Genomic DNA, 13,055 nt, shown 5'->3' with positions numbered 1-13,055 from the left:
TTTATACACCTACCGCGTGATCGTTCAATTGTGCCTTGCCCGTCGCAAGGCTGACAAGCAAATCGACATGCACATCGAGCGCGTCGATCACTTTATATTCCGTTGTTTGCCCATAAAAGGCGAGGCCCAAATCAGTTTCAGAAAGAACGATCGCGTCCGTTAGCCTCTGATAATAAACGACTGTAGAGGCAGGTCCAATTCCGCCGATCAATCCCAGATGCATGTGACCTCCTTAGTGCTGCTTAGGCAATTGTGAGGCTTGCCGCACTTTCTGGAAGCTCTTCGTCAAAGCAACGCTGGTAGAATTCGGCCACTGTCTGGCGTTCAAGTTCGTCGCATTTATTGAGGAAAGACAGACGGAACGCGTAACCCACATTGCGGAAGATTTCTGCGTTTTGCGCCCATGCAATAACTGTGCGCGGTGACATCACCGTAGACAGATCCCCGTTCATGAAGGCTGTGCGCGTGAGGTCGGCTACTTTGACCATTTGCTTCACAGTCTTGCGACCCGCTTCATTATTATAATGCGCGTTCTTGGACAGAACGATGGAGCTTTCAGCATCAACGCTGAGATAGTTCAGCGTGGCCACAAGCGACCAGCGGTCCATTTGACCTTGGTTGATTTGTTGTGTGCCGTGATAAAGACCCGTGGTGTCACCCAGACCGACCGTGTTCGCGGTTGCGAAGATGCGGAAATAGGGGTGCGGGTTGATCACCTTGTTCTGATCGAGAAGCGTCAGCTTGCCGTCCACTTCCAGAACACGCTGGATCACGAACATAACGTCCGCGCGGCCCGCGTCGTATTCGTCAAACACGATCGCAGTGGGATTGCGCAGCGCCCAAGGCAGAATGCCTTCTTGGAAATCAGTGACTTGCTTACCGTCTTTCAGTTTGATTGCGTCTTTGCCGATCAAATCAATCCGAGAGATGTGGCTGTCGAGGTTCACACGCACAGCAGGCCAGTTCAAACGTGACGCAACTTGTTCAATGTGGGTGGATTTACCCGTGCCGTGATAGCCCTGAACCATAACGCGGCGATTGTGCGAAAAGCCCGCAAGGATCGCCATCGTTGTGTCAGGGTCAAACTTGTAAGTGCTGTCGAGTTCCGGGACACGGTCCGTGCGCTTGGCAAAGCCTTTAACGACCATATCCGTGTCGAGGCCAAAGACCTCGCGAACGGAGATGTCTTCAGTTGGTTTCATGTCGATGTCCAGCATCTCGTCGGCCATGGTGTCTGTCCTTGTCTTGTGCGTGCGGCGCAGCCGTGTCTGATGATCAACACGTGCCTCAAATCCGGCCCAAGGACAAGGGGAAGGGCGGCTAAATCCAAACCCCGGTCAAAGTCTTTTGCTAGGCTTCAACGCAATGGCTTGGCAGCTTACTTGCATGGAAAGATTTGCACTCATTTATCTTCGGTCATTTCAAAAGGGAATTGTGGTTAGAAAATCGGTTGCCTTGGCGGCGCCGTATCTGCATCTGGGAATATGTGCTTGGCGGTATGGCTGCGGTTTTACTGGCGTATTTCGTTTATAACTCAGACATGGGATCGCGACCCGTGACTGATGTTTTGCAAGCAAATATTCAGATTTCCCAGAGTGAGGCCGACCTTACATTTACGTTCAACCCAGTTACTGCCTTACTGCATTTTGAGTATGGCGATGGGCAGAAATTAGAGGGCAGTGGGTTCGCTGTTTGGGTCGTAAAGGGCAATTCTGCACCTGTGTTTTTTTTGGTGATACCTGTGCAGCGACTTGGCGCGCTGCGTTTGAATGGCGCGCAAAGCAGGGCGTTGCGTGCAGGGGTAATGCTTGCGGCTTCACAAGAGGCAGAGACACCTGAATTCTTAGGTATGGCACCGCTTATGGGGCGATCCGATTTTTAAGCCGCGGTTTGAGGTCGATTGGCCGTAAACACTACTCACATGGATGTGCTTTAGCTTGTCTTTCAAATGATGGAGCGGCCCCTCAGATTTGAGGAAAGAAGATTACACATGCATCGACGTCACTTTCTTTACCTCGGAACGGCCAGCGGTTTGGCCAGTATGAGCGTTATAGGCGCGTTCGGTGCGCCACCGAGTTCTGCGGCTGCTGGTACGTTTGCAGTGATGCGCTCGAAGGCAGAGTGGAAAGAGATGCTAAGCACTCTCCAATATAAGGTGATGCGAGAAAAGGGTACGGAGTGCGCAGGCTCTTCTCCGCTTGATAAAAATTATGCGGCTGGCACCTATCATTGCCGCGGCTGCGATCTGGCACTTTACCCCTCTAAGACCAAGTACGAAAGCCGCACTGGGTGGCCGAGCTTTTATCGGTCTTCGCCAAATGCAATTTGCACAAAGGCAGACCACAAGCTGTTTGCTGTGCGCACAGAGGTGCATTGTCGCCGATGCGGATCGCACTTGGGTCATGTTTTTGGTGATGGACCTACGCTAACAGGCAAGCCTCATTGTTTGAACGGAGTGTCTTTGGAGTTCAAAGCTGCGTAAACGATTTTTCTTCGAAAAATCAGGCGCTATTCCTCAGCCCCTGGATAAAGATCGCGGATCGCATCAAGGTTTGCTTCATATTCGCCTAGGGCCTCCTGGCCTTTGGGGCTGAGCCAGTAAATGCCTTTCGACACACGTTCGAACCAGCCGTAGTGATTGTGCGACATCAAATTGCGCGCGGTTGGCACACCTGTGATTTTTGCGATCTCGGAGGCTTTGGTTGGCCCGTGTCCTTCAAGAAAACCTAAGCATTTGAGCGCGTCTTGTCGGTAAGCGGTCACAAGCCCTTGCCGCGTTGAACCGCCTGTGTTGGGGTCACCGACAAGGCGTTGAAATTCTCGCAAATGGCGGTCGGCTTTCTTTTTCGACTTGCGCGGGGTGTAGGGTGTTGGATCCACATGCGCCTCTACCAAATTGTCAGAGGCGCGTACAGTGAGCAGGCCAAGGCCCAAGCGGCGACACAGGGTTTTGTTGTTATTGAGCGACTTTAGCCCTGCTTTTCCCTTGGGTCGCGGTACGCAGATGTAGACCGTGTCGCAGATCGAGAGCCGCTCCACCCCTTGATGAAACAGTGACAGCGAGAAGCCAGTTTTGAGTTCCACGATCAAGGGTGGTTCATCGCTGCGCATGGCCATGACATCGAGCTTTCCAACCTCGCCTTTGACCTCATACCCCTGTGCTTCCAAAAAGGATTTCACAGGGGGGTAGAGATCTGTTTCACGGGTCTTTTTTGCTGGCATCGCTGCTGTGTCCCGCTCACTTGGGCTGCTTGGCGCGACATATAGACGTTTTGCACAAAAGAGGAAATGCTGGACGTTTAACGTGTCAACTTGCACAGACGATCATTTCAAATGTAGATTTCTCAACGAAGACCGAACGTTTGATATCAAAGCATAATCCACCGACAGAAACGCTATATATATCAGGTTTTACGCCCCAAAGTACGACAATCGCTTCGTGGTGAGCGCAGGTGGTTCGCCATCAACGTAGGGTCCGATATTGCCGAAACAAATGGGGCCAAGCGGGTAAATGCGACCGGAGGGTGATCCGTCGGGCAATGGGGGCGGGGCCTCTCCATTTTCGTCTGTGAGCCAAAGATATACGATCTTCACGTTTGAGAAAGTAACATTTTCATAACAGTTACAAATTGAGATGCAGAGCGTTTCGTTGTCATCGGATTGAACGCCGTCACAGTCGCTTTGTCCCCATTTGATATCGATGCAGGGTTTGATGCCAGGCCTGTCCACGACTGAGCAGCCTGCGTCTGTAATACAGGCTTCACATATCGCTTCGCGGAGGAGCCCTTCGTATAGTGCTTGCGACGCAGAGCCGCCGATTTCGGCCGGTCCATTGATTGAATTGCACAAGGTTTCGTAGGCTTCGGTATTTTCGGCAAGCCGTGTTCCGCTGTGCTCTCCGCCCTCCTCATAATGTGCAAATACTTTGACTCCAGCCATTTGTTATTCAGCCACAGCTGCATTAACAGCCTGCATTTATTGTCGGTGCGTGCGGCCATAATCGCCAAAGTGCTCATCGCTGACGTAGAAAATAGCGCGGTATAGACCTGGGAGCCAATCATACGTGCGCGCAAGATCGTTAATCGATTTTGCGCCTTCTTCGCTGTTGTTTCCTTGGAAGCCGTTGCCGGCGAAAGGGCCCGTGTGATCAAGCTCACGAAAGTATTGTTCATGGGTTTGCGTGAAACCTGCTACAATATAGGGCACGCGCGGGATGGAGGCTCTATAATCGGAGCCATCGTTAGTGAACCACGCGACCCTTAGATTTTCCGCGCCACACTTTTCCTTGGCGGATTATAAGGCGGCTGCACTTGCATCGGCAACAAGCGGGGCAATGTCATCCATGCTCATCGACTGATCAATTAATATGACTAGGTCCAAGTCATCAACTGGTAAAGCTTGGTCACAAGCGCAAATGGTGGCCTTAGTTCTTTGCAAGCTGTTAGCGAGTGGCTCACAGTTTTGCCGATAAAATCGGTCACGGTTTGCTGGATATCTTCGCATTTACTGGCTTGGTCGGCTGATGTGTCGTTTGACTTGGTATGAATTGAGGACAAAAACGCATCGATAATAAAAGATCTCTTAATGTTCAAATATTAGCAGATCTTTCACGTTTTAACGCGTATTGGAAATTTTGGAATTCCCGAAATGGCTGTATTGGGTGATGTGTTCGCTACTTGAAGTTGCGACTATCTTTGATTTGATCCCAGGCCCAAACGACTTCTTGCAATTGCTCTTCTTGCGAGCGGTCGCCGCCGTTCATATCGGGGTGTAGCACTTTGATAAGGGCTTTATAAGACTTGCGAATTTCGGGTTTGGTCCAGAAATCTTTGGCCTCGAGAATTTCCATCGCGCGGCGTTCGGTGGGTGGTAGACGCTTGCCCGCACCACCGCCTTTGCCCGGATTGCGCGTAGCATTACCGCCTAGAACTTGATGTGGATCCTCAATGCCAAGGCGGGCCCATGCAGCGGCTTCGGGGTCTTTGACGGGCTTTGTTTCGCGCTCCCAGACCTTGTCCTTGCTTTGTTGTGCATTCAGTTCGGCCTCTGTCGTGCCGTTAAAGAAGTTCCATTTCAGATTATATTCGCGCACGTGGTCTTTGCAGAACCAGATGAAATCATCCAGAACATCAGGCGCGCGCGGAGCGCGAAACTTGCCTGGCAATTCGCAGCCGTCCTTGGTGCACACACGCTGCGAGGTCTCAGATTCGCCCGACATGCCCCTGCGACCACGTGTATTTTTCTTCTTTGCAGACGATACGGACATATCGAAACCAAAGGGATCGCTCTTCTTTTGCATTGCTCACCTCGTCCTATCAGGGGCATAACAATAGAGTATTTGGCAGGGGTTTGAAGGGGAGTTTTGTAAAAATGTCCAAGGCAGATGAAATTCGTGTAAAACTTGAGGCCGCATTGGCCCCAAGCGCGTTGGATGTGGTCGATGATAGCGAAAGCCATCGCGGACATGGCGGGTATCAGGAAGGTGGCGAGAGCCATTATAACCTGCGTATTCGCGCAGAGCTGTTTGAAGGTAAGAGCCGGATTGCGCGGCATCGCATGGTGCATGCAGCACTTGGACCTGAGTTGATTGGCCGCATTCATGCGCTGGCGCTGGATCTGGATGTGCCCTAGCGGCCGTATGTTTTGTTGAGAGCGGTGGGGGCGCTGCCCCCGTCTGCGAGGCAGATTCCCCCGAGGTATTTTAGGACGAAAGAAGCCCTGGGGTTTAGGCTCTGTAGTCGTCGGGGTCTTCGTTTTGCACTGGAGCGTCTGGATCCGAGGGTTGCTCTGGGTCAGAGGGCGGGTCATCCGTTTCAGTGTCTTCGCTGTCGAACTCTGGTTCTTCATTCGGCGCATCGAGCAAATTCGGCTCAAACGCCTCTACATCGGTTTCAATAGAGCGGCGAAACACCAACACATTGCGAAACACTGTCGTCTTGGAAGCTATACCTACGCGTTCTTCGGAGGGAAGAGTTTCAGCGCGTTGATATTCCCAGCCGTCTGATCCCATTTGATTTATCAGGGTTTCGAGGGCATTGGCGAATCTGCCATCGCTGCCTTTGACGCCTTTGCCCCGCTGACCCCGAGATGGGGCAGGCAGGACCTTATATTCGTAGCGTATCATTCGGCGAGCTTTGCAGCGATGATTTGGTTGACGGCTTTCGGGTTGGCTTTGCCACCTGTCGCTTTCATCACCTGACCGACGAACCAGCCTGCGAGTTTTGGGTTTTCTTTTGCTTTCGCCACCTGCGCCGGATTGTCGGCGATGATCTGATCGACTGCGGCTTCTATTGCGCCCGTATCTGTCACTTGTTTCATTCCGCGCGCTTTGACGATGTCGGCGGGTTCGCCGCCCTCCGTGTAGACGATCTCGAACAGATCTTTGGCGATTTTTCCAGAGATCGTGTCGGTCTTGATCAAATCAATGATGCCACCAAGCTGTGCTGGTGTGATCGGGCAGGTGGTGATGTCCTTTTCGTCTGACTTAAGACGTCCAAAGAGTTCGTTAATCACCCAATTCGCCGCGAGTTTGCCATCGCGATTCTCTGCAACTGACTCGAAATAGCTTGCGGATTCAACGTCTGCGGTCAAGACCGAGGCGTCATATTCCGAAAGGCCGAATGAGGTGACGAAGCGTGCTTTCTTCTTGTCAGGTAGCTCTGGCAGGGTTTTGGCGATATCGTCGACCCAAGCCTGTTCGATCTCCAAAGGGAGCAAATCAGGGTCGGGGAAATACCGGTAATCATGCGCCTCTTCCTTGGAACGCATAGAGCGGGTTTCGCCCTTGTCGGGATCGTAGAGGCGGGTTTCTTGATCGACTTTGCCGCCCGCTTCGATGATTGCGATTTGGCGTTTTGCTTCTACATCGATGGCTTGCTGAATGAAGCGCGTGGAGTTCATGTTCTTGATCTCGCAGCGCGTGCCAAGGTGGCCGAAATCACCCGTTTCGATGAATTTCTCGTATTGGCCTGGCAAACAGACCGAGACGTTGACGTCGGCGCGCATGCTGCCGCTTTGCATATTGCCGTCGCAGGTGCCCAGATAACGCAGGATCTGGCGCAGTTTGACCACGAAAGCAGCGGCTTCTTCGGGGCCGCGAATATCTGGGCGCGAGACGATCTCCATTAAGGCGACGCCCGTGCGGTTGAGATCAACGAAAGACATATTCGGGTCCATATCGTGAATCGATTTGCCCGCGTCTTGTTCGAGGTGAATACGCTCGATCCGCACTCGGCGCGCGATGCCGGGCTCAAGATCAACGATGATTTCGCCTTCGCCTACAATTGGGTGGTACAACTGGCTGATTTGATAGCCCTGCGGCAGGTCAGGGTAGAAGTAGTTCTTGCGATCAAACGCCGAGAACAGATTAATTTCTGCCTTTAGACCAAGCCCTGTGCGCACTGCTTGTTCAACACAGAACTCGTTGATAACAGGCAGCATTCCGGGCATTGCCGCATCAACGAAAGCGACATTGGAATTGGGCTCTGCGCCGAATTTTGTCGAGGCAGCAGAGAACAATTTGGAGTTCGACGCAACTTGCGCGTGCACTTCCATACCGATGACGAGTTCCCAATCGTGTTTTGCCCCTGCAATCGTTTTAATTTTAGGGGTCTCGAAGGTCAGATCAAGCATGCTGTGGGTCCATGAAATCAGGGCGTTAAGGGCTTTTAAGGCAGAGCTGAGGAGGGGGCAAGAGGGGCTCTGTCGGAGGTCACAAAAATTGGGAAAATTTTAAAAAATCGCTAAACTTTGATCCTGTATGCCAACCTTAAGCTTTTAGGCGCTAACAACAGGAACGAGTGGGCATACCAGATGATTTGCTCCGCTGCGCGTTGGATTCGGGTTTGCTGCTTGGTTGCAAATGAATATGAGGGCGTTGCCTTTAAGCATTTGATCCCCGAACAGGCTCACAAAGACTTGGTTCGCCTTTTCACAACCTTGCTTAAAAATAGTGTCAATGGATGCGATGCGGGCTTGGTTGTCGAACGCTTCCATAGCATGCCCCCAAATGAGGGGATGCAGTTCATGCAGACGGTCCGACATAATCCACCGCGCAGACTTTTGAATTTGTTTCAGTGCTGTGATTGCTTCGAGGTCTTCACTATATTGCTTTGCTGCATTCGGGATCAACACTGCCGCAAAGGAGGCAAACAAGTTCGATTTATGTGGATCTTCAGAGCGCTCGAGAATATCGCGCATCCCTTCCAAGAAGAATGGAATGTCGAGAACGCGGGCACAGGCCGGATCAACCAAAAGCGCGTCAAAAAACGCCTATGTATAGGCACCAGCCCCCCATATGTCTTGGGTTCTGGAGGCTGTTCGGCGCGCTTCCAATTCGAGGGAGCCGTAGCTGCCAAACCATTGCGGCAAAATGTGATGTCCAAGCGCGTGGATATGGCGTTGTTGTTGCGGCGTGAGATCAATCAAGTCCTCATAATCGTTGGTGACGCGATCATTCGCGTTCGGATTGCCAACCAAAAGTGCGCAGCGCGCAGAGGTTAAGAGTAGGCTGTCAAGCTCTATTCCGCAAAAGGGATCAAGCACTTGCTGCGTGCGTTTGGACTGCAAGTTGAACGCTTCGAGGTTGCGCGCTGGTGTATCGCGTATGCTTTCGGTGCTGCGCCGTGCCCATGCAATATCGAGATGTATGAGCGCAACAATCGTCGCGATGACATTGTTGTCAGCGTACTCGCTTAAGATCCCTTCAAGTGCGGAAATCATCTCTGTCAGGGGGTGGTTTTCCTCAGGTGTTCCATCGATTAAAAGATGTTCCGCGAGTGCAAACACATCCGAGCGCGCACCTTGGCACAAAAGCTCAGCAATCGGCATGCCGCCAGCGGCGGCGTGGCGCTGCGTGTCTTCGTTCTGCACAAGCTTACTTAGATCTTCCCAACGCTATTAGCGCGCCAAAAATTGACCTTGATTAGAGCGATAGCTGCGCAGCTGTTCTTCACGCGGCTCTTTCGAGACGGGAATGACCAAGAGCTGTCCAGATCTGGCGCGTCGGTTTGAATGCTTGCTTTTGAGGGCTTTTTCACCATCGCGGTGCGCGGTGTGATTTGCGTTTCAGGCAGACGAGCCATTAGCGATTTTAAAATAGACATACCGTATTTCTTTCACTCCTCTTGATCGAGGCGTTGAATATCGTATGGCGGTGCAATCAGGCGCAATCGTGGCGGGCGATGGGCGAGAACAAACTGTTTCCGAAGACCGTTAAACGGGATAGAGGCAGGGACTTGCTTGTAAACGGGATAGAGGCAGGGACTTGCTTGCGTCCGACCCATAGAAACAGCCAGAGTGGCGCGATGAAACACCTATGCTAAGCTACTCTTGCAATGATGTGTCTGTGGATCCCGGTCGCGAGCAACGCGGCAGATCACACCGTGCGCCCATTGATCCGCCCGAATTCGGAAGTTTTACACGAATCACTGAACCCAAATTTTAAGCACCACAAGAATCCCTACGCCCAAACCGCAGGGCGGGGGACAGTGTAACAGTGGCGCGTTGGGACCATCGCCCCGCCGGTCGCATCTGGACGCGGGCGGCTATTTCCGCGTTGCGATCGCATGGGAAACCTATTTTGCAAACCGTACGGGCGATATTGCTGGTTGGTGTCCGGCCTATCCAGAGGCTGGCGTGGAGCAACGCGCTGCCTTTTGGGCAGTGTTTATGTCGGCTTTGGCTTAACACGAAAGCACCTATTGTCAGGACGCAGTTGGCTGCAATAGCCGTTGGTATGGCTTGTTGCAGATTTTGTCTGCAATAGCGCGAGGCTATAAATGTAGAGCGTCAAGCCGCGAGGGTCTCAAGCATGGGCCTTCAAATCTAGAATGTGCTGTGCGTATTTTGACTGTTGTGATGCCGCACGACAAAGTCATGGTTACCAAGGACAAACGTTGGCGCGGGGTCGCCGCTCATTGGGGCCCGATGCTCATCAGCTCCAAACGCAAAGACATCGCCGCATGGACGCGCAAACAAAAATATTGTCGGAATTTGAAATCAGTGCGACCACGACTGTGGCCCGGTGCTTAGGACATCAATGTGAAATGATGCCTATCGTAGGGGATGTCTCGGGCTTTGAGCGCGGCTTCGATATCGCTAGCTTTCGGTGTGCACTCATAAGGTAGACGTAATTTTTCGTCTTGATAGGTAAGCAACGTCATGCGCAAAGACAGATCAAGCCGTGTATCAAACCTTACCGATTTTAGTTGCCCGCGCGCTAAATTGCCTGCGCGTTTGCCAGACCGCCATTGGATGTCTTTCGCAGTGATCTGTAATGCAGCTGTGGTCCCACGATAAATATCTAAGAGGGCAGGAACACTGTACAGCGCCAAAATTGCAAGGATCACCCAAGAGCCATTGAGAACGGCGTAAAGCGCGAAAATCACGAGCCACCACAGCACAACAAACCCAACCGCGCGCGGGTTGCGCGCGGCGCGTTGGAAGGTGAAATCGCTCATGCGGTGCGAATGCGTGTAAGCATTTCAGTCGTGTCGCGGCTGAGGCTCGGCTGGGCAAGAATGCGATCAATCTCTGCCAACATCATGTTTTGACGTGCCTCATCATAACGTTTCCACGTCTGAAACGCGCTGCACATGCGCGCGGTGGTCTGTGGATTGATTGGGTCAAGCGTAATTAGCCAATCCGCCAAAAGCGTGTATCCCCGCCCGGAGATGTGATGAAATCCTGCATGGCACATCGCGAGGGCACCAAGCGTGGCGCGGAACCGGTTCGGGTTCTTGTGGTCGAAATCCGCGTGGATAGTTAGGTTTTCTGCAGTCGTCGCCGTGTCTTCTGGTGCCGCGCAACTGACTTGCAGGCCGAACCATTTGTCCATTACGAGACGGTCATGCTTCCATTGTTCATAGAAGTTTGCCAAAGCAGTTTTGCCGACGTTCTCTTGCAAAAGACAGGCCAGTGCGGAGAGTTGTTGGGTCATGTTGTCCGCTGCGTCGTATTGTTTCTGCGCGGCTTTACCCCCATCAAGGCGCGATCCAAGCGCGAGAACAGCGTTGGCCAAAGCGCGTTTTCCTGCTGGTTCTGCCTCGGGCGAGTAGGGGCCGGTGACTTGGCACTCAGCATAAATACGCGGCAGCGTGTCTTGCATGTGCTGCGCCATCGCGAGTTTCAGGGTTTGCACTGCGTCGTAAATTCCTTGTGGGTCGGGGTTTACGCCCTTGTCGGCAAGGATTTGCGTTAGATCGGACTGGCTGGGCAGACCAAGCATCAGCGCGCGGGTTGCGGGATCAAGACTGTCATCGCGTAGCACAGCGAGCATACCATCAAGGTAGCCTGCGTTCGGGGCGGCACCGTCTACGATCATCGCAAGCAACGTGGATTTGGCAAGCTCGCGACCAGCCTCCCAACGATTAAACGGGTCGGTGTCATGGGCGAGCAGGAAGGCGCGTTGCGTATCGTTCGTCTCGCGCTCTAGAATCACAGGAGCTGAAAAACCACGTAGGATCGAGGGCGTCGGTTGCTCGTTTAAGCCCTCCCATTTGAAGCTTTGCTGGCGTTTTGACATTTCCAAAATCTGTGTCGGCGCAATTTCATTGCCCTTCGGATTTAACAGACCCACGGCAATCGGAATAACACGCGGCTTCTTCTGTGGCTGGCCCGGTGTGGGCGGCGTTTCTTGGCGGAATGTCAGTTTATAGCGGCCATTCTTGTAGCTTTCCTTCACATGCAAACGCGGTGTGCCTGCGGAAGTATACCAGCGTTTGAAGCGTTTCAGATCGCGACCTGTGACGTCTTCAAAGACCTGAAGCCAGTCCTCGATTGTAGCTGCGTCGCCGTCGTGGCGTTTAAAATAGAGGTCCACGGCCTTTGCGTAAGCGCCGTCGCCGACGAGGGTTTTGAGCATACCGATGACCTCGGCACCCTTTTCATAGACTGTCGCAGTGTAGAAATTGTTGATCTCCACAAAGCTGTTGGGGCGTACGGGATGGGCAAGGGGACCGCCATCTTCGGCGAACTGACGACCTCGCAAATCAATTACGTCAGAGATGCGTTTGACCGGAGCAGAGCGCATGTCAGAGGTGAACTGACTGTCGCGGTAGACGGTCAGCCCTTCTTTGAGGCAGAGCTGGAACCAGTCGCGACATGTAATGCGATTGCCGGTCCAATTGTGGAAATATTCATGGGCGATGATCGCTTCGATCCGCTCAAAGTTGGCATCCGTCGAAGTTTCTGGCGAGGCGAGCACGCATGAGGAGTTAAAGACGTTCAGGCCTTTGTTTTCCATCGCGCCCATGTTGAAATCATCGACAGCAACGATGTTGAAGATGTCGAGATCATATTCGCGCCCATAGACCTTTTCGTCCCAAACCATTGATTTCTTGAGCGCTTCCATGCCGAAGGCGCATTTGTCTTCGTCGCCCGCCCGCACGTAGATATTCAATTCTACGTCTTTACCGGACATCGTTGTGAAGCGGTCAGGATGCGCGATCAACTCACCTGCGACCAACGCGAATAGATAGGCAGGCTTGGGCCAAGGGTCGTGCCATTCTGCGAAATGTGTGCCGGAGGATGTGGGATTTCCGTTGGACAAGAGAACCGGATGCGGGCCTTCGACGCGCACCGTGAAGGTGCTCATCACGTCGGGACGATCAGGGTAGTAGGTAATTTTGCGAAAACCTTCAGCCTCGCATTGCGTGCAATACATGCCGCTCGACATGTAGAGACCCTCAAGCGCGGTATTGGTTTGCGGGCTGATTTCGACCTCTGCCTCGAACATAAACGGTTCATCAGGGACATCGGCTGTTAAGCCTTCGTGCGTGAGGTTTGGCGCGATATCTGCACCATTGATTTTCGCCCATTTCAGATCAAGTCCCTCCCCATTTAGAAAGAACGTCTTATCAGTGGCCTCAGAATTGGGCGCGAATCGAATACGTGAGAGGACGCGCGTGGCGGCGGGGGAGAGTTTGAACGTCAGATGCACATCTTCTACGGTGTAACCAAAAGCTGTGTAGTCTTTGAGATAGATCGTTTGCGGTGCTGGCTCGCGCATCGTGTGCTCCTGTTGCTTGGGCGCAGGCTAACGAACTGAGAGGGCA

Annotated in this window: 16 protein-coding genes; 4 read left to right on the top strand and 12 right to left on the bottom strand. The window is 52.7% G+C overall.

The genetic code is table 11. From position 1 onward, the window contains the following. Window position 1: 1 nt before the first annotated feature. Both QZ280_RS13335 and cobS read right to left on the bottom strand, forming a co-directional pair. Window positions 2–223, bottom strand: coding sequence for a hypothetical protein (locus QZ280_RS13335; protein WP_293444983.1), 222 nt, complete (start codon window positions 221–223; stop codon window positions 2–4). Window positions 224–242: 19 nt separating this feature from the next. Further along, window positions 243–1,229: a cobaltochelatase subunit CobS gene (gene cobS / locus QZ280_RS13330; RefSeq protein ID WP_293444981.1), complete on the bottom strand. Its 987-nt coding sequence runs from the start codon at window positions 1,227–1,229 to the stop codon at window positions 243–245. 221 nt (window positions 1,230–1,450) lie between these two features. On the opposite strand from cobS, the gene QZ280_RS13325 reads away from it, so the two are divergent. Together QZ280_RS13325 and msrB are read left to right on the top strand one after the other, a co-directional pair. After that, on the top strand, window positions 1,451–1,882 hold the full coding sequence (locus QZ280_RS13325) for a hypothetical protein (RefSeq protein WP_293444979.1): 432 nt from the start codon (window positions 1,451–1,453) through the stop codon (window positions 1,880–1,882). A gap of 108 nt (window positions 1,883–1,990) precedes the next feature. Next, window positions 1,991–2,482 (top strand): peptide-methionine (R)-S-oxide reductase MsrB, encoded by a 492-nt coding sequence (gene msrB / locus QZ280_RS13320; RefSeq protein WP_293444977.1) that lies wholly within the window; start codon window positions 1,991–1,993, stop codon window positions 2,480–2,482. 26 nt (window positions 2,483–2,508) lie between these two features. On the opposite strand, the gene QZ280_RS13315 is transcribed toward msrB, so the two are convergent. From QZ280_RS13315 to QZ280_RS13300, 4 genes are all read right to left on the bottom strand, one after another. Further along, a complete protein-coding gene (locus QZ280_RS13315) occupies window positions 2,509–3,222 on the bottom strand; it encodes a DUF2161 family putative PD-(D/E)XK-type phosphodiesterase (RefSeq protein WP_293444975.1) in 714 nt (237 codons plus the stop codon). Between the two features lie 189 nt (window positions 3,223–3,411). After that, on the bottom strand, window positions 3,412–3,939 hold the full coding sequence (locus QZ280_RS13310; protein ID WP_293444973.1) for a hypothetical protein: 528 nt from the start codon (window positions 3,937–3,939) through the stop codon (window positions 3,412–3,414). 36 nt (window positions 3,940–3,975) lie between these two features. After that, window positions 3,976–4,206, bottom strand: a complete 231-nt coding sequence (locus QZ280_RS13305) for a hypothetical protein (RefSeq protein WP_293444971.1) — start codon at window positions 4,204–4,206, stop codon at window positions 3,976–3,978. Between the two features lie 466 nt (window positions 4,207–4,672). Next, entirely contained in the window at window positions 4,673–5,299 is a 627-nt protein-coding gene (locus QZ280_RS13300) for a J domain-containing protein (RefSeq protein ID WP_293444969.1), read from the bottom strand. A 71-nt stretch (window positions 5,300–5,370) separates the two neighbouring features. On the opposite strand from QZ280_RS13300, the gene QZ280_RS13295 reads away from it, so the two are divergent. Further along, window positions 5,371–5,631 (top strand): BolA family protein, encoded by a 261-nt coding sequence (locus QZ280_RS13295; protein WP_293444967.1) that lies wholly within the window; start codon window positions 5,371–5,373, stop codon window positions 5,629–5,631. A gap of 94 nt (window positions 5,632–5,725) precedes the next feature. On the opposite strand, the gene QZ280_RS13290 is transcribed toward QZ280_RS13295, so the two are convergent. From QZ280_RS13290 to QZ280_RS13275, 4 genes are all read right to left on the bottom strand, one after another. Then, window positions 5,726–6,124, bottom strand: a complete 399-nt coding sequence (locus QZ280_RS13290) for a DUF4177 domain-containing protein (protein WP_293444965.1) — start codon at window positions 6,122–6,124, stop codon at window positions 5,726–5,728. Continuing rightward, complete coding sequence (gene gatB / locus QZ280_RS13285) at window positions 6,121–7,632, bottom strand: Asp-tRNA(Asn)/Glu-tRNA(Gln) amidotransferase subunit GatB (RefSeq protein WP_293444963.1); 1,512 nt, start codon at window positions 7,630–7,632, stop codon at window positions 6,121–6,123. Before gatB ends, QZ280_RS13290 begins: the two co-directional genes overlap by 4 nt. Window positions 7,633–7,776: 144 nt before the next feature. Beyond that, window positions 7,777–8,253, bottom strand: a complete 477-nt coding sequence (locus tag QZ280_RS13280) for a hypothetical protein (protein WP_293444961.1) — start codon at window positions 8,251–8,253, stop codon at window positions 7,777–7,779. An 18-nt stretch (window positions 8,254–8,271) separates the two neighbouring features. Beyond that, entirely contained in the window at window positions 8,272–8,871 is a 600-nt protein-coding gene (locus QZ280_RS13275; protein WP_293444959.1) for a hypothetical protein, read from the bottom strand. 633 nt (window positions 8,872–9,504) lie between these two features. Here QZ280_RS13275 and QZ280_RS13270 point away from each other — a divergent pair. Beyond that, window positions 9,505–9,687 (top strand): hypothetical protein, encoded by a 183-nt coding sequence (locus QZ280_RS13270; protein ID WP_293444957.1) that lies wholly within the window; start codon window positions 9,505–9,507, stop codon window positions 9,685–9,687. Window positions 9,688–10,028: 341 nt separating this feature from the next. Here QZ280_RS13270 and QZ280_RS13265 read toward each other — a convergent pair whose 3' ends face one another. After that, the gene (locus tag QZ280_RS13265) at window positions 10,029–10,460 is read right to left on the bottom strand and encodes a hypothetical protein (RefSeq protein ID WP_293444955.1); all 432 of its coding nucleotides are present in this window, start codon (window positions 10,458–10,460) and stop codon (window positions 10,029–10,031) included. Further along, window positions 10,457–13,009, bottom strand: coding sequence for an aminopeptidase N (gene pepN / locus QZ280_RS13260; protein WP_293444953.1), 2,553 nt, complete (start codon window positions 13,007–13,009; stop codon window positions 10,457–10,459). Before pepN ends, QZ280_RS13265 begins: the two co-directional genes overlap by 4 nt. Window positions 13,010–13,055 lie beyond the last annotated feature (46 nt).

Origin of the sequence: Planktotalea sp., from assembly GCF_018607995.1 — a bacterium.
Taxonomy (GTDB): Bacteria; Pseudomonadota; Alphaproteobacteria; order Rhodobacterales; family Rhodobacteraceae; genus Planktotalea.
This window is presented reverse-complemented; position numbering and strand designations above follow the sequence as displayed.